At 43.6% G+C, this 18,222-nt stretch carries 11 protein-coding genes; 1 reads left to right on the top strand and 10 read right to left on the bottom strand.

Features of this window, described 5'->3' with window-relative positions:
• Positions 1–521: 521 nt before the first annotated feature.
• The 9 genes from QJS82_RS02870 to QJS82_RS02830 all read right to left on the bottom strand — a co-directional run bounded on the left by QJS82_RS02870 (position 522) and on the right by QJS82_RS02830 (position 12,630).
• Complete coding sequence (locus QJS82_RS02870; RefSeq protein WP_201565456.1) at positions 522–929, bottom strand: ATP-dependent Clp protease adaptor ClpS; 408 nt, start codon at positions 927–929, stop codon at positions 522–524.
• Between the two features lie 168 nt (positions 930–1,097).
• A complete protein-coding gene (locus tag QJS82_RS02865) occupies positions 1,098–1,979 on the bottom strand; it encodes a hypothetical protein (protein ID WP_281491172.1) in 882 nt (293 codons plus the stop codon).
• 103 nt (positions 1,980–2,082) lie between these two features.
• The gene (gene argC / locus QJS82_RS02860) at positions 2,083–3,150 is read right to left on the bottom strand and encodes an N-acetyl-gamma-glutamyl-phosphate reductase (protein WP_281491171.1); all 1,068 of its coding nucleotides are present in this window, start codon (positions 3,148–3,150) and stop codon (positions 2,083–2,085) included.
• A gap of 192 nt (positions 3,151–3,342) precedes the next feature.
• Complete coding sequence (hemE, locus tag QJS82_RS02855; RefSeq protein WP_281491170.1) at positions 3,343–4,479, bottom strand: uroporphyrinogen decarboxylase; 1,137 nt, start codon at positions 4,477–4,479, stop codon at positions 3,343–3,345.
• Between the two features lie 289 nt (positions 4,480–4,768).
• On the bottom strand, positions 4,769–5,941 hold the full coding sequence (proB, locus tag QJS82_RS02850; RefSeq protein WP_281491169.1) for a glutamate 5-kinase: 1,173 nt from the start codon (positions 5,939–5,941) through the stop codon (positions 4,769–4,771).
• Positions 5,942–6,081: 140 nt separating this feature from the next.
• Positions 6,082–7,296: an Obg family GTPase CgtA gene (gene cgtA, locus QJS82_RS02845; RefSeq protein WP_201565473.1), complete on the bottom strand. Its 1,215-nt coding sequence runs from the start codon at positions 7,294–7,296 to the stop codon at positions 6,082–6,084.
• A 349-nt stretch (positions 7,297–7,645) separates the two neighbouring features.
• Positions 7,646–9,091 (bottom strand): glyceraldehyde-3-phosphate dehydrogenase, encoded by a 1,446-nt coding sequence (locus QJS82_RS02840; protein ID WP_281491168.1) that lies wholly within the window; start codon positions 9,089–9,091, stop codon positions 7,646–7,648.
• Between the two features lie 451 nt (positions 9,092–9,542).
• Positions 9,543–10,955 (bottom strand): lipocalin family protein, encoded by a 1,413-nt coding sequence (locus QJS82_RS02835; protein WP_281491167.1) that lies wholly within the window; start codon positions 10,953–10,955, stop codon positions 9,543–9,545.
• A 514-nt stretch (positions 10,956–11,469) separates the two neighbouring features.
• Positions 11,470–12,630, bottom strand: coding sequence for an NUDIX domain-containing protein (locus QJS82_RS02830; protein WP_281491166.1), 1,161 nt, complete (start codon positions 12,628–12,630; stop codon positions 11,470–11,472).
• 255 nt (positions 12,631–12,885) lie between these two features.
• Here QJS82_RS02830 and hemP point away from each other — a divergent pair, with 255 nt between their 5' ends.
• Positions 12,886–13,044 carry a hemin uptake protein HemP gene (hemP, locus tag QJS82_RS02825; protein WP_227672156.1) on the top strand — a complete coding sequence of 53 codons (159 nt, stop codon included), beginning with the start codon at positions 12,886–12,888 and terminating at the stop codon, positions 13,042–13,044.
• Positions 13,045–13,158: 114 nt separating this feature from the next.
• Here the strand turns inward: hemP and QJS82_RS02820 are convergent, their stop codons facing one another.
• Positions 13,159–18,168: a translocation/assembly module TamB domain-containing protein gene (locus QJS82_RS02820; protein WP_281491165.1), complete on the bottom strand. Its 5,010-nt coding sequence runs from the start codon at positions 18,166–18,168 to the stop codon at positions 13,159–13,161.
• Between the last annotated feature and the right edge of the window lie 54 nt (positions 18,169–18,222).

Below are 18,222 nucleotides of genomic sequence, written 5' to 3'. Positions count from 1 at the left end.
CAACATGATACTTAAAGATAGTCAATCTATTAACGCTGATTAAAATGTATCGAAGTGTCCACCAAGCTTGTTAGAAGCATTGATACAGCCAAAAAACCATAAGCAATAAAGTAATGTGAGCGTATATTTTCGAGATTGGCTGTTGAATATAACAGAGATAAAAATGCTAAAACGATTTAAAAAAACGAGGGATAAACTGAGATTAAGTGTACAAGAGTAACTTTAATATATAGGGCTGTATCAGAGGAAAATCAAGTCTAAAATGAAAGGGTTAGACATATTGAAGAGATAATAACTGGCGAGATACTAAATTTGCAGGCATTAGACTTAAAGTGAGTCGATAGATATATTAGAGCAAACCGTTAAATAACTCATCAGGCTTGCTCTATTGCTCTAGGTTAGAAAGTATTTTGAAGGATAAAAGCTAATGGTATAAATAAAATAGTAGCAATTGATGTAGAAACTGAGGTCATATAAACAGGGAAAATGTAGAAAACATATCACAGAAGCGTGCTAAAAAACTATTCGCCTTGATGCGGCTCTATTTGAGTCAATAAAGGATAGCCTTCACGGTGCGCAAGGCTATTAACTTTTTTGGCTTTGGTTTCAGCAATGTCTTTTGGATAAATACCCGCAATACCTTTGCTACTATTATGAATGGTCAGCATAATCTCAACCGCTGAATCCATACTATGACGGAATTCTGACTGCAGCACATAAACGACAAACTCCATCGGCGTGTAGTTATCGTTATACATCACCACCGCATACATCGGTGGTTTTGCAACTTCTGGCTCTGCCACTAATACGTCAGCTTGCGGTGTGGTTTCACCTTCGGGATCGCCATCTTGCGCAAAATGCGTCGGTATATTGGGGAAATGCCAATCCGCAACGGTGGGCGTTGATTGTAATAGGGTTTGTTTTATCATAATTAGAATACAAATTAATAGGTGTGTTTATAACAACATAAAGGGGGATTAAAAAAGATTGGCAGACATATCGACATATTGATATGTCATTAGGTGTCAGCCATGGGAGACAGCAACATAAAAATAGTAAAAGATGCAAACAGCAAGGCTCAACCAAACCTTAAAAGATTAAGGTTCAATCGGGCTTTCATCAACCTCTGGTAAGTCTAATAGTGACAGCGGCATATTATCGACCTTGTCGCCAAGCTTCCAATCGTATAATTGCTCTACTTCCTGTCCACCTGCTCGCAAGCTCAGCTTAACCTGCAACGGCTTAAAGCCTGACGGCATCATAAAGCGTCCACGAATGCGCGTGATTCCTTCAATGGTATAACTTGCTGGCTCTAATGGCACTTCTACAAAGTCATCGTCATTGAGCAAGGTTAACATTGGTTTTAAGCGCTTGGCTTTACCATCGCTGGCAAGCATACCAATATCGAAGCCATATTCAAAAGCGTTCTCAGGTAAAGGTTCAATCTTCGCGCCAAGTATCTGTAATGGCATCCCGCCTTGTTCGCTAATGATTTCGGCATATATCTCATTAAGCTGCGCCACTTGTTTGTTTTCAACCGTCAGTTCTTGCTGATTTTCGCGTAGCTCTTTTAGGTTTGCCAAACTTATTTCTAGCTCTTGCTTAGCGGTAGCCGCTTCATTGGTCGCGATTTTACTGCTAAGGCGTAAATCTTTTAGCTCTTGCGTTGCCTCTTTACTGGTAATAACTGCTTGCTTCGCTTCGGTTTGCATCGAATAATAGCCGCGCTGATAGCCAAGTTTGTGACCAAATAACAGTCCAACCACTGCTGTTACCAATATCGCCACCACAAATAATGCCAATACTAAGGTAGAAGCACCTTGCTGTGACTGACTGATGCCATGGCTATTGATACCATAACAATTGCGATAATCAGGGTAAGAGAGATGCAGACTACGCTCCAAATCATAAGAAATAGAGTCTTGGCACGCTAAACGTGCGGGCTGTGGGCAAAGGCGTAGTACACTCTTCAAACGCATTTAGACAGTATCTCTTAACAGTAAGGGCAGGTTATTATAGCGGAATTTATAATCAATACCTAGCGCCATAAACATGAAGGATTTGATAATAGATAAACATCTGTTAAGGAACGATAGGGGCAAAATTCAAGCCCATTGATTCATCGAAACCAAACATCACATTCATATTTTGCACCGCTTGCCCAGCCGCACCTTTCACCAAGTTGTCTTGCACGACAATCACCGTCAGCTCGGCACGCGCATTGTCTTGATGGATACCAATACGCAGGCGATTACTGGCACGCACACTGCGCGTATCAGGATAAAGACCCTTTGGCATCACATCCACAAAGGGTTCTGCAGCGTAGCTTGTCTCAAATACTTGCTGCCAATCAATAGCAGCGCCTGCATCCGTCAGCTCAAGATGAATAGAGCTGAGCATCCCGCGTATCATCGGCACAAGATGCGGTAAAAAACGGATACGATGGCTAAATTGACTCTCTAATAACTGAGCAACACCCTGCTCAATCTCTGGTAAATGCCGATGACCTTCAACGCTATAGGCTTTGAAATTGTCTGTGGTTTCAGCATAGTTAAGGGCAAGCTTTGCTTGACGACCCGCGCCCGAAACGCCAGATTTCGCATCGATAACGATACGTGGTTCAACCAGCCTTTGGGCTTGCTTATTTTGCGCATCGATAATGGGTTTTAAGCCCAAGATAGCTGTGGTTGGATAACAGCCAGGGTTACCGACTACCAAAGCATCGGCAAGTTTTTCACGGTTGACTTCAGGTAAACCATAAACGGCTGTCTTTAATAATTCAGGACAGGCATGGGCTTGCTGATACCAGTGTTCAAAATCTGCTAATGACTGCAAGCGAAAATCGGCGGCCAAATCAATGACCTTTACGCCCGCTGCCGTTAACGCCTCTGCTTGCTTCATTGCCACGCCATGCGGGGTCGCAAAGAATACCACATCGCATTTTTGCAAGGTCGCTAGCGTCTCATCACCTAAATCGCTAAAAACGATATCGGAGATGCCGCGTAAGCTTGGGAATATCTCATCAGCTCGGGTGCCAGCTTCGCTACGTGAGGTTAGCAAATCAATAGACACTTCAGGATGGGCAGATAATAAGCGAATCAGCTCAATACCTGTATAGCCTGTGCCGCCGACAATCGCTGCTGAAATCATAAGATATCCCTTTTCTTTTATGCAGTTTCTTACTCAATTAATGGTAGATAGCTATAATGTCTACACCTAAGTATAAACATTATAGGGTCTAAATCTAATAACCTCTAAATTTAATAGCGTCTAAATTTATCGCTTTTAATAAGCTCTCGCTTCTTAACGTTAGCTAATTTTAAAAACTAGCCACATTAAATATTAAATCTTATAGTCATGTACCGCATCGATAAAGACTTTGGCATTATCAGGGTCGACCCACTGGGTAATACCGTGACCTAAGTTTGCCACATAGCCTGTTTTTTCACCATTGGCATAAGCGCTATCTAGCATGGCATTGACTTCAGCACGGATAGTCGCAGGCGAACCATATAAAGTCGCAGGATCTAAATTACCCTGAATGGCTTTGCTACTTTGTAGTTTTTTATGGTGCTTGGTCAACTGGCGCTGACTTTCGGTCAAGACTTGACGGGCACGGTCAATAGGCATCGTCCAGTCTAAACCCAAGGCATCGGCTTCACTATCGGCTTGAATATCAAGCCATAATCCGCCACCTTTGGTAAACAATACCACTGGTATTTCAGGATGACGCACCTTTAGTTCAGCGACAATGCGCTTATTATAAGCATGAGAGAAATCGACAAATTGACGATGACCAAGCGCCCCGCCCCAGCTATCAAATATCTGTAATATTTGTGCCCCAGCAACCACTTGTGCATCTAGATAATCGATTACTGACGTTGCCAACTTATCCAATAATTGATGTAAAAACTCAGGATTGCTATATAAGAAACCTTTGGTATAGCGATAATCTTTTGAGCTACCGCCTTCAATCATATAAGTCGCTAGCGTCCAAGGACTGCCAGAAAAACCAAACAACGGCACTTGTCCGTTTAAGGCTTTACGAATACTTGTCACCGCACGCATGACATAATCAAGCGAGTCATTGACATCGAGTACTGGCAATCTATCTAAATCTGCCTGCGTACGAATAGGGTGTTTAAACTTTGGGCCTTCACCGGTTTCAAAGTATAAACCCAATCCCATCGCATCAGGAATGGTTAAAATATCACTAAATAAAATCGCAGCGTCTAACTCATAACGACGTAATGGCTGCAAAGTGACTTCGGTAGCGCGCGCGGTGTCTTTACATAGACTCATAAAGTCACCAGCTTCAGCGCGGGTGGCTTTATATTCTGGTAAATAACGACCGGCTTGGCGCATCATCCACACAGGCGTGGTATCTATTGGCTCAAAGCGCAAGGCGCGTAGCAATCTATCGTTCTTTAAAGGCGCAAAATTCTGCTCTAGCGCGTTATTATTGTCTGAAGCACTCATGTACAAATCTCCAAAACAGCCCCATCGTTATTCAAATGAATAGCTCACCAAATGAATAACAGGGCTGGATAAAATAAGTTAAAGAAAAGAATATTAAAACGCTCAGATAGCGACACTCTATTACAAAATCCCAAACGTGCTAAATGATTGGTTAACAGGCATCAGATTAGCCTTCATTAAACAATATCTAGGATTTTTAGAGCGTCATTTGCTGTTAGCCTTTAATCAATAATATCGTGCTTATATCTATCGTACTTACATGTAAAATAGGGTAAATAACTTAAACGGTCTACATAGTCAGCGCTAAGTTGTCACGGTGTACCATGACCACGCGCTCTTCATTGTTCCCAAGGATTCTATCAAACTGCTCCGTACGCTCACGAGCCACACGGCAAGCATCACGCGATGAGAAGTTCACTTGACCGACAGCGATACGCTCGCCTGTATCTTGATGCACAATCTCAACCACATCACCTTCATCGAAATCGCCGCGGACTTCTACCACACCGACCGGTAGTAAGCTTTTATGATGTTCAACGACCGCTTTTGCAGCACCAGCATCAACAAGTAAAGAACCTGACATGCGCAAATGCGCCGCTAGCCACTGTTTACGTGCAATGATTTTATCTTCGTCATTGGTGGTCAATAACGTACCGACGGCTTCGCCAGAAACCACACGAGTGATAACATCGTCGATAGCGCCACTCACGATGACCGTCGGACAACCGCCCATCGCAGCTAAGCGACCGGCACGGATTTTGGTCAACATACCGCCGCGACCAAGTTTGCCACCGTCACCGGCAATATCAAATAAATAATCAGCCATCGCCCGCTCTTGACGGATCATTTTGGCATTAGGATTATTACGGGGATTATCGGTAAAGACGCCTTCTTGATCGGTTAAGATAATGTATAAATCAGCATTGACCATCGCCGCTGCCATCGCGCCCAAGGTGTCATTATCGCCGAATTTAATCTCGTCAATGGTAATGGTATCGTTCTCATTAATCACTGGCAGCACGCGCCATTCTAATAATTGCGTCAACGCCCCCGTGGTATTTAAATAGCGACTACGATTAGACAGATCATCATGTGTCAGTAGCAGCTGCGAGCTTTGAATACCGTGCTGAATCAACGCTGACCACCAAGTTTCAATCAAGCCCATCTGACCAATAGACGCACAAGCTTGTAGCGCCGCCAGTTTCCTTGGACGCTCATCAAGATTCATGCGTACGACGCCTTCAGCAACCGCACCTGAAGATACAAGTAATACTTCAACGCCTCGCTTATGCAGCTTGGCAATCTGCTTTGCCCACTCGTAAATGGCAGTTCGATCAAGCCCTCGCCCATTATTGGTTAATAACGATGAGCCAATCTTGACAATAACGCGCTGAATATCAAAGTTGCGAGCTTGCTTAACAAACCTTGCTTCTTCGGTCGTGTTCTCTATGTCAACTGCCATATAAACTCCTGTTGCTAGTGTAAAGTGATTACGGGGATTAAATTAAAAGCTGTGCGCACACCTATTTAAAGAACGTAAACTTAAAGCACCTAACGTTAAAACTTGTGAACTCAAAGCTCATGAAGTTAAATAGAATACACTTAAGGCACGTAAACCACTTCAACGCCATCATCATCTAGGTCGTCGTCATCTACATCGTCGTTTAAGTCAATGCCTTCACGCGCCGCTCTGCGAGCTGCACGATATGCTTCACGCTGTGCTTCGGTATTCAGACGTACTTCTGCTTCTAAGCGCTCAAAACGCTCTTTTTGTGCTTCAGCAAAAATAGGGTCTTCGATTTCACGCTCACGCTCACGCTCAATCTCATTCATTAAATGGTACTTAACGGCATCGACGCCTTCGCCAGTCAATGTCGCGGTACGGAATACAATACCTGTCCAACCAAGCTCAGCCACAATATGGGTACAAAGCTCATTTAGGTCTTCTTCGGCAACCTGATCGATTTTATTCAAGATTAAAATCTGTGGCAAATTGGCCAATTCAGGTGAAAAACGCTCAAGCTCATTTAAAATGATACGGGCGTTTTCTACTGGGTCACTGCCATCGATTGGTTTTACATCAACCAAGTGTAACAGACGACGCGTACGAGCGACATGCTTTAAAAAGCGAATGCCAAGTCCTGCGCCTTCTGAAGCGCCTTCAATTAAACCTGGAATGTCGGCCATGACAAATGAGCGATGACGACCGATATCTACCACGCCTAAATTTGGTACTAACGTGGTAAATGGATAATCGGCCACTTTTGGTCTAGCAGCAGAGACTTGGCGGATAAAGGTCGATTTACCAGCATTAGGCAAACCAATTAAACCCACATCAGCCACAACTTTTAGCTCAAACTTAAGCACTTTTAACTCGCCTTCAAAACCTGATGTGGCTTTGCGCGGTGCTTGGTTGGTCGAGCTTTTGAAATGGGTATTACCCAAACCACCATCGCCACCTTTGGCAATCAGTAAAGTTTGACCAAGCTCAATCAAATCACCTAGTACTTCGTCGGTCTCGGTATCGACCACAGTCGTACCGATTGGGACTGGCAAATAGATGTCATCAGAACCCTTACCGGCACAGTTCTTACTATGACCGTTTTCACCGCGCATGGCGTCATAACGACGGGTATAACGATAGTCCACTAAGGTGTTGGTGTTGTCTTCTGCAATGACATAGACATCTCCGCCCTTACCACCATCGCCACCATCAGGGCCACCGCGTGGGACATACTTTTCTCGGCGAAAACTGGCGATTCCGTTACCACCGTCACCTGCTTTTACCGTTACGACGGCTTCATCAATAAATCGCATCTTACGTTCCTTTATTTACCATCCAGTTTATCAACTGGTTACAGTCAACGACTGTATTTTAGGTTGTAGCTATATGTTTGGGTAATTGTGAAAAACTTAATAATTATAAAAATTAATAACTATAAAATATCTCGAGTTTATAAAACTTCTTTAAAAAGTGTGCCAGTTAGAATGTAATGTCACTCTAACTTAGCATTTATTATGACAACAACACCCGATAACCATTCGGACTATCGGGTGTTTGAATACTACCTTTAACCATTTACACCGATTTATCTAGGATAAAACTTACTTTCGTATAGCTGTTTCATCTAAATAAAAGCAGCTAAAACAGTAGCCGTGCAATGTTTTACGCTGGAATTTGCGTATAGCTGATGCCAGCCATTTGCGTTGCCAAACGTAATACCTGAGTGCTATAGCCTACTTCATTATCATACCAAATATAAACGATCGCATGGTTATCGGTCAAAATCGTTGCTTGTGCATCGACGATACCGACATGCGTATCACCGACAAAATCAGTCGATACCGCTTCGGTAGAATCCGTATAAGCAATTTGCGTCTGCCACTGACTGCTATTAGAAATTTTACGCATAAACTCATTTAACGCATCAGCACTAGCTGGGGCAGTTTTTAGATTTAAGTTCAAAATGGCTAAGCTGACGTTTGGCGTTGGTACACGAATAGCATTACCGGTTAATTTACCGCTCAGCTCTGGTAGTGCTTTACCAACCGCTTTTGCCGCGCCAGTACTGGTAATAACCATGTTCAATACTGCACTGCGGCCACGGCGATCAGCTTTATGATAATTATCAATTAAGTTTTGATCGTTAGTGAACGAGTGAATGGTTTCAACGTGACCGTTTTCGATACCGTATTCATCATTTAAAACTTTTAACGTTGGGGTAATGGCGTTAGTCGTACAGCTGGCTGCACTAACGATAGTGTCATCGCCAACGGTATCGTTATTTACGCCATAGACGACGTTTTTGATATCGCCGCCTGCAGGAGCCGTTAACAATACTTTTTTCACGCCAGTAGACTGCAGATGCTTGCCAAGACCGGCTTCATCTTTCCAGATACCGGTATTATCAATGACCAATGCATCCTTGATACCATAAGCAGTATAATTAATCTCGCTTGGGTCTTTGGCATAGATAACTTGCACAAAGCGGCCATTGATAATCAAACCGTTGTTTTCATTATCGACAACCACACCACCAGCGAAGCTACCATGGATTGAATCACGCTCTAGCAATGAGGCACGCTTGGCCAAATCGCCCGCAGCTGCAGGACGTACGACAATCGCTTTTAGCTGCATACCCTTGGCACTTGATGCTTGTGATAACAATAGACGCGTTAAGATACGACCAATACGGCCGAAACCATATAGCACGACGTCCGTTGCGCCATTGCTAGCACCTTTATCAGTACCAATAGTCTGTAAAGCCGCTTGTAAATCACTGTCATTAGCAATCAGCTGACCGACATCGATACGCGCCGCTTGGATATCTTTGCTCTCTGCAAGCGTCTTCACCATCGCTAACGTATCCGCGATATCGATAGATTTGGCATCTTGCTCGCGTAGCGCTACTTTTTGATGCAATGCCAATATTTGACCTACAGAAGTCGTATCTAGCGTGTCGCCAAACAAGGTCACTTGTACATCTTGCTCATTATAAAGCTTATTCAAAAGCCCCATCAGCTCAATGGCTTGTTGCTCTTGTTGGTTATAATTGCTCAAGTGGTCTTGATGTAATTGGCGTAAGGTATCAGCGTTGCTCACGAGAAACATCCTTATGGTCAGTAATTAGGTAATCAGTAAAGTATAAAGAAATATAAATAGATAGGTCATCACTAAGTTAGGTAATGATTCTAAAACGATAACGCTCGACTATTGCGGCAGTGGTTATCGTCACCGTTTTTATCAGCGCAGTCTTTAGATAAGGGAGATTTTAGCTTAAAACGCCCTATTTTGCTAGTGATAACCGAATTTGTCCAACTTATCGCATTTTTCATTCTCTATTCATTGCACTATTCATTGCACTATTCATTACTCTATAAGTTACTTAATAAAAAATAAAAACAGCTTATGCTGCTATCCCATTTTTAATCGACTAAAATAAATGTAAAAACCTGATTAATATAAAATACTTAAATGGCTTTCAGTAACGAGCTACCAATAACTAGCTGTCAATAACAGACTATTAATAATTGATAATTAGTCATAATAGACAAGGGCTCGTTTATGGAACCAACTTCACCGTTTGATTGGTCTGCGTGGTAAGTTTAAATTCTTTTAAATCATAGCCCTGTTGCTGAGCAATTTGGCGGTAGTTGGCATAAGTTTCTTGGCTCACATTTGGTGAACGCGCTAGCAACCATAGATAGTCTTTATCCGGTGTGCCAACCAATGCTGTTTTGTAGTCTGCATCATGTGCGAGTATCCAATAATCGGCACGACCGACGGGCAACCAGCGAATCCAAGAGGGTAAGAAAGTCACCTTTAACTTGCTGCCCGTAGTATCTGCTGGTTTGGCTAAGCCTTCCGCTGTAATTCCTGAACCGTCTTGCGCTTTGCATTGGTTAATCACCTTGATGCCTGAACCGTCGGTTTTTTCCACATAAGTCGCCGTCACGTCACTGGCACAATTGCGCTGAAAATACATCGGTAAACGACCTATCTCATACCAAGTGCCGGCGTATTTTTTCAGATCAACGCTATCAACTGTGGTTGGTACACTTGCAGACTTATGAATGATAGCACTCGGCTTGATGGCTAATGTCTCGGTGCTGGTTTTCTCCGTCGTTGCATTAGCCGTCACATTAGCTTTAGCCGCGGTATTGACGGGTGGCGTCGCCGCATACGCTGAAAACGCCGCCAGCGGTATGATAATTGCTAAAGCAATACCTGTGTGTTTAATAAGTCCATTCATAAATATGCGCTCCGGTATCTCTGTTATTGCTGCGTCGGCAGTTTCAGAAGAAAGATGGTTGTGAGTTTTAGAGTGATGGGTTTTAGTTAAGCTATTTATAGCATCAGCCTGCCCTGTTGCCATATTACCTTTAATAGACTGCAGCATTAATGACTTAGTATTTGCATCGGTATCTGTATCTACATTTTTATCAATATGTATTGCAGTTGTTTTTTTCACCTTTTGATAGCTATCAGCTTTTTTATATCCGTGAGCAGGTTGTGAGCTTTTATTATTGTTATTACTACTCACCTCATTTGTACTAGGATAGCTTTTCATATCGCTAGCTTTAAGGCTGCTGCTACTGGCTTTACGATTGCTATTCTTAATCATTGCAGACTCTGTTGCCTCGGCAAGGCTTTTTTCAACGCGTTTGTAGCCAAAATAGCTGTCATGTGCTGACGTATCTGTCGCCAAATGCTTGGAATATTCTTCGTTAGCACTGACAAAGTGGTCATAATGATAGCTAGCGTCGTTACTGGCATGACCTGTTTGTAAAGCACTATCCGCTTTAAGATGACCTTTACTTAGATAATCTTTATTTATATAATCTTTCTTAAGGTAGTTTTTTTCAAGATAGCTTTTTCCAAGATAGTGCTGACTTGACTGGCCAGTCTGCTGTGATTGAGAACCAGCTGCCTGAGAATCAGACCATGCTGACTGAGGTAACTTATTGGTTTTCATAGGAGTACCATTTATTAATAGTAATAGTTAAAAATTCTTTATGATCAAATTCTCTGTTTAGCAGATAAGTGCAAAATAATTTTCAATACTCACTATCAATATAAAAGAAGAATAACTGAAAATTAAATGCGGTTATAACGAGTTTACGTCATAACCTTAGGAGCGCTGGGTAAAGGATAATGATAGATAAGCCATTTTTAGATAATGCTCGCTAAAAACTGACTCAGCGCCGTTTGATAATTTGATAGGTTATAGTAATAGCAATGGCTCGATGAGAACAGTGTCGCAATGTAGGAAAACGCAACGGTTTGTAAGTAATTCTATGTTTGCCTCATAGAACAAACACATAGTTACTGACTGTTAAAAGAGTTTTGAAATCAGTGTTTTGTCATGAGTTAACGCCTGCTCTCAGGCAACCTAATCTCTTGTATCAGCCCATTAATTAACGAGCGCTTTCCCGTTAATTAATGCTTATAAAAATAGCTAAAAGATAGCGCAAAAAGCACGCGAAATACTATTGTAAAAACTGTCTAATGCCAGCGACAGCAACGCCACCGTATTGTTCCGCGCGCGCACTCATCACTGGTGACAAACCACCTAAAGCAATCACTGGCATATCTGCTAATGCGGCCAATTCTGCCCATGCTTGCCAGCCTAGCGACGCGGTTTCAGGATGGCTTTGAGTGACTAAAACAGGTGACAGAAACATACCAATAACAGGCGGTAATTGTTGCTCTAAACGCATATGTGCCAACTGATTCGCCGCATCAATACTCTCGGCGTCGTGACAACTTACTATTAACGGATAACTTGAAGAATGGCTTAAAGCATTGTTGCAGTCAGATATATCATTGCTCTGATGACTATTTAACCATTGCATAAGCTGCGTCTGTGTTAAATGACTCGCTACGATTTGGCGGTTTATAGCTATCTCATTCGCCTCATTGCTATTTAATACATCGCTTAATTTATCAGTTAATTTATCAGTTAACGCATCAGGCACAATCGCATGGATATCAGGACGTAAGCGTAACAATTGATGCACACTATCTTCTGTATTTGTTGCTTTTGGTCGGATATAAACCCAAGCATCTTGTTTTAGATGCGCCACATGATACTGCAACCATGCTGCGTCAGGATGATCTGCATCGTTAAAGTGTGCCAATGGATAGGTAATCGCTATCTGTGCCGGTAAGCGCAACCATGCAAGAATGGTCTTATTGGCGGCTGGCAAATGGTAATCTCCCGCCAGTAACTTCGATTTATCCACCCATGTTAGCGCTTGCCCTTCTAAACCCTGCTTACGATGTTTATGCGCTTGGTACTGCTGTGCGCTCAGCGCTACTTTATAGACCTGTAAGCATACTTGCTTATCACCATAGTCATGATGCAGGCGCCCAAGCTTGACCGCAGTATTACTCGCAATATCGATGCCCGTCTCTTCAGCGACTTCACGAATCAGCGCTTGCTTGGCAGTTTCATGACTATCTATCTTGCCGCCGACAAACTCATAACGATTGCCTTGATGCTGTGAGCCATCTCTAAACCCTAGCAGATACTGATTTTCATAATAAATGACCGCCACCGCGACATTGACGACAGTTATTGCCTTGGTTTCGCTTACTTTATTTTCATCTAATGGATGCTTTATTGGGTTCGTCGTTTGATTTGCCATCTTAATGCCCTTTATCAATGCGTTTATCGGTGCATATATTCGATACATCGATACTTTGTTATTTTGGTTTATAGCCTTGGTAGACTTTATAGCCTTTGTAAATACGGCGTTATATAAGTTTACATAATAGCTGTCATTTATTTTATCAAATAGCTTGCAAAAATCACCAATGTAAATGATAATTATTATCGTTAATATTTACTTTATATCACTTTTCGTACTGAACTATTTTATCAAAAGGAATTTACTATGAGCATGGTCATCTCTCGTTACTTAAACTGCCGTGAAAACCGCTTGCCTACGCTGCAGTCGCAGCATTTATTTGCGCTGACCAAAGAGGTGCGTATCGAGCATGAAGGCGAAGAATACCGCCTACGCTTAACCCGTAACAACCGCTTAATTTTAACCAAATAAACAGACTGCCCATCTCATAAAAAAACGCCTTTTGATAAAGGCGTTTTTTATTGGATAAAATGAAATCAATCGCTAACCATCGACTAACCAACCGACCAACTGGCAGCTAGACGATTAGAATTGCCAGCTATAAACCACATCAACCGCATTTTCCGCTGCTGAAGTTGCTTCGACATAAATCCGCCGCGTCAACTGATAACGGATAGATAGGCTGTTTTGGGCATTAAAGACACCGACACCATAGCGAATATATAAATCAGGCGTCACATAACCGGTGACGTTGACGTTGGTATCCTCGCTACTGCCTGACGCATCAACCGTCAGGCTTTGTAAACCAAACACTTGACCTATCTGGTTGGTCAAAGTGCGCGTGCCACTAAGCCCAAAGCTTAAGCCTGCTGCTGCAAGGTTATTGGTCACCTGCGATTTAAAACCCTGCTCACTGATTTGCGTGGCGCTCTTATTATTAATACGACCGGTTATCAAGGCATTCATCGCTTGCTGCTGGGTGAGACCAGCGTTATTAAAGACAATGATATTTGGGTTTTCTGTATTGCCTTTGACGCGCACACCGACTGTTTTACCGCTAATATTTTTAGCGGCTTCAATGCTAAGGTTGGGTTTCATCACATCGCCATTAAAGCGCACTTGACCATAATTGAGCTCTAAATTTTGCCCAAAGGCATCAATATTGGTACGACGCGATACTTGCACCACGCCTTTGGCGCGCATAACACCCGTGCCATTTTGTGTGATATGAATCGCACCGGCTAAAGGAATCACCGCACCAAAACCACGGAAGTTAATATCATCGCCTAAGTCGATACCGATATCAGCATTGATTGACCAAGGTTTTGAGATGGCTAAAACCTCATCAATATTACCAATCAAACGCCGATCAAGCACGACGGCATCTTCGGTTTGGGTAATGATGTCTTCACTGGCTTCTGGTGGGCGAATGGTCGCTGATGGCACACTCACGGCGCCAGTGATATTGACGTAACGGTCACCCGGACGCACGATAATGTCAATATCAGGATTAACCTCAGCGAGCAATAATGGGGGCTGGGTTAAGACCAAACGCTCGCCAATAATACTGAGCTTAGCCTGTAGTTTTTGTTGCCAATTAACCGTACCTGTTAGCGTACCCGTGCCTGTACCACTGTTAAAGGTACCATCGATAGTCGCTTGCGTACCGCGGATTTTGGCATCGACATTGACCTTTCTTAAATTCACGGGTAAATCAAGCATCGCGATGCGACCATTAACCAATTTCACATCACCATAGAACTGTGGCTTATCGAGCGTGCCGCCTAAGCCGCCCGCCATAGTAATATTACCTTCGAGCACGCGCATACCAGGGAAAAATGGCTTAAATACCGCCAAATTAAGCTCGTTAAGTACTAATGCGCCCGAGATGGGTTTCGGTGTTTTATAAGGGTCAATAATGACTTCGGCATAGCCACGCGCACCATGACCGGTATTGATATCCGTACGTATTTTTAGACCATTCGGTACTGATACCGCAATCAGTGATACCCGCTTATATGGCAAGGTAACCGGCTGACTATCGCCATCTTGAATGAGGCCGATTTTGCCATTATCAGAGTACAGCGTGGTATTAATCGTTGGCGGACGACCACGTTGCCAACCGACGATGGCTTTACCATTAATCTTGCCATGCCAATCAATGTCTTTTGGTAAAAATACCGCAAACAAAGACGTATCCAAATTTTGTACGGCCAAATTAACCTGACCACTGGCAGGTGAGGCAATTAAGTTTTCACGTAAACACAGCTTGCCCGTTTGATCAGCCGCCTGCCAACAGTGGGCGGCGAGCTGTACTTTTAAATCCGTTGATTGATTGCCTTGTTTTTTGGGTAAATTCACAATGAGCTGGGCAGGTTGTAATTGATTTAGCGTCGCATATTTTGATTTGACGCGGCCTTTACCAATCACCCCTGACCAGCTGAGCTTATCGCGATTAAAGCCACCTTTGAGCTTGGCAGAGATATCAAGCTCGTCATTGGCCACATCAAGATTGACCACATGCGCCTGTTCAGTCCCATTAAAGGTTGCATTAATCTTCTTAAAGCTTTGCCCTGCAACGTCCAAACCTTCAGCACTGATAATAAGCTGACTTGGGCTATTGAATAAATTGACCAGCTTGCCGCGGATACGACCTTGACGCAAAATAAAACCTGGTAGCGCAAGACGCTCACCAACCAAATCGATATAAATCGTTGGCAGCGCCTGTCCTGCCGGCTGCGATAAGGTCGCCCCGCCCGTCACTTTACCAGCAAGCTTATCTGAGAGCTGGTCGAGACTGGTGATATTAATCTTAGCTTGTAGCTGCTTCGCGTTACCATTGGCGGTAAGATAATTATCGCCCCAACGCAGCACCAAATTATTGGCATTTAAGCTGTCGATTAAGGCATTGACTTGCTTATATTGTGCCTGTGCGTCTTGCGCCTGCAAGCGTTTGAAATAACTGGCCAAGTCTTTTGGTAGACGCATCTTCGCCGCTAGGCTACCTTTAGCACTTAGCGGCTGGCCTTTTAACATACCACTTAGGTTAACTTGTTTGATATTAATAATTTGCTGGTTATCGCCCCAGCGCCCATCGGTATCGATGCTGCCTGTGATGGTACTTGGGATGTCTTTAAAGAAATAACCCAAGTTAAAGCGATTCATCACCGCCTTGATATCCCAAGCGATACCTTTACGCATATCAACCGTACCATTGGCATCGATACTGCCTGCCGCGCCCACATGACGGAAACGCTTGATACGAATAAGTTGAGCGTCACCACTGGCATCAATGGTAAGTTTGCCGGCTGGTAATTGCTCAGCGTCTAATACACCATCAAAATTTACCACAAAGTTTTTAAGCTTACCCTTCGCATTAGCATTATTTTTTGGCGCGGTTTGCCACACGCCGCTGGTTTTTAAGTCGCCGGTGATAATGGCCGCGTTATTCGGTAAGAAATAGCCGAGATTAAATTTATCAAAGCGACCATCGACCGTCCAGCCGATATTTTGGCGTAAGTCGATAACACCGTTCGCCTTTACTGCACCAGCTTCACCGTTATAGTTGAGTTTACGGATACGAATCAGCTTTGGCGTCCCAGCGGCATCAATCGATAAGCTGCCTTTTGGTACATCAGCGGTATCAATGTGCCCATCGAAACGAGCGTCAAAGACGGATAGCTGGCCGCCGATAATATCGACGCTGGCATCACCGCTACCCGTGATACCGATAGCGCGGCTATCTTGGCTGGCATCGAGGTTTGCTTGCAGATCGGTATTGTTAAAACTGACAATATGACGCTGACCTTTGACGCGGTTTTTACTGATATTGAGCATGCGCCCGCGTGCATTGATACGTCCTGTCAGGCGCTCAAGTGGTAAATCACTACGATATTTTTTGGGTAATAAACCCGTGGTACGCGCATCAATCTGCCAAGTTAGCGGACGTTTTTTGCTCGCCAGTTGAATCTGTCCTGTGCCAGATAAGTCGCCTACTATGCCTTTATAATTAAGACGGTTGATATCAATGACATCGCCCGCTTTACGCACACGTAAATCGTAGTTGCCTTTAGGGGCGGCATTTAGCTCATTAATCACCGCCTTACCGTCAACTGATAAATTCGCGCCGCGCATGATGACATTTGCTTGTCCGCTTGGGCTATTAATATTGCCAATATTAGGCACATTACGACGCACAAGGTTCTGCCATTTGGCATCGATATACCAAGGCGTTATTTGTTTAGATTTAGAGGTTCTGCCACGAGCTAAGGGTTTACCTTGCACGATATTGGCATTAACGTGTTCACCATCACGCTGGCGCAAATCTGCATCCATCTCTAGATTGCCAGCCTTGTTTTTATGCTGATAATGTACCGACAAACGACCATTAAGCTTTTGCGGCGCGTACGCTTTAAAATCAGCGTAATCCTTAGGAATAGCCCGTCGAATATCAAAATTACTGCCGGTTGCGCGCACTTTTGCATCAAAGCTACCCTTCCAGTCTAAGATACCTTGTAGCACAAGATTGCCCGCTGGCACCTGAGCATCTAAGCGATCAACGCGCAATTGGCTATCAGCAATGATGCCGCGACCTTGATAGTGTCCTGACGGGATATCTTTGGCAGTCAGCTCAGTATTTATACGCAGACGTATCTCTGAGATGACACCCGATGCCGTCGCCATGCCACTTTTGAGATGGATATTTTGGCTGTCGGCATAAGGAATAAGAATATCATCCCATTCAAGCTTCGCCTGAAATGGCGAGTCACTATCTAAACCCTGCACCACAAAATCGCCGCTGACATCGCTGTCATTATAGCGGCTACGGACTTTACCGACGGTGCGTTTAAGCGTACCGGTTGCGGTAATGTTCAATGGGTCGATATAAGCCTTTCCTAGCGCGCTTACCTCAGCTATAGCGCTCAAATCTAAAGGATAGTCACCTTGTAAATCTGCATGACCTTGTAAAGCACTGACTTTGACAATATCAGCGTATTGCAATTTACCACGACCAACGTTCACCACGCTACCGACCCACGTCAAATCACGCGCCTCAATATCATGTACGATGATAGGCTCTTTGGTCACTTGCTTATAAATGATGGTTTGTACTTTTGCTTGATCAAAACGCAAATTGACTGGTAAGCTGAGGGTTCGATAATCGAACGGCTCACCCGTTGGCGGTTTGTTATTGATAATCTCAATGGTTTGAATATCAGCGTCACGCAGATGCACTTCTTTGGCAAATACCGCGCGCCAGCCTATTTTAACGTAGGCTTTATCGACTAATATCTCAAGGTCTTCGTTTGCCTCGATATCGATATCCGTAAGCCAAAGACCATCGCGCAGATTGCCACGACCATATTTAAATTTAATACCCGTCTCAGCACTGATTTTCTCTAAAATAAACTTGGTGCCTGATTCAGTACCCGCCGCATACAAAAAAATGGCGAACATAATCGCCAGTACAATAAGAATAAGCACCGTCAATTTGAGTAAAAAAGACAGCGGATACCAACGTCTTACAGCGCGGGCATCGCGTTGTGCTGGATCTTCATCTGATGGCTTGTTTGGCGGGGTATTTTTGGTCAACATGACACTCAGCTACGTTAAAGAATGATTACCAGCATGCGCTAGGATAAAAAATAG

This window comes from Psychrobacter maritimus, from assembly GCF_029953575.1.
Taxonomy (GTDB): domain Bacteria; phylum Pseudomonadota; class Gammaproteobacteria; order Pseudomonadales; family Moraxellaceae; genus Psychrobacter; species Psychrobacter maritimus.
The sequence above is the reverse complement of the archived record's forward strand: the minus strand, read 5'-3'. Positions and strand labels throughout refer to the sequence as shown.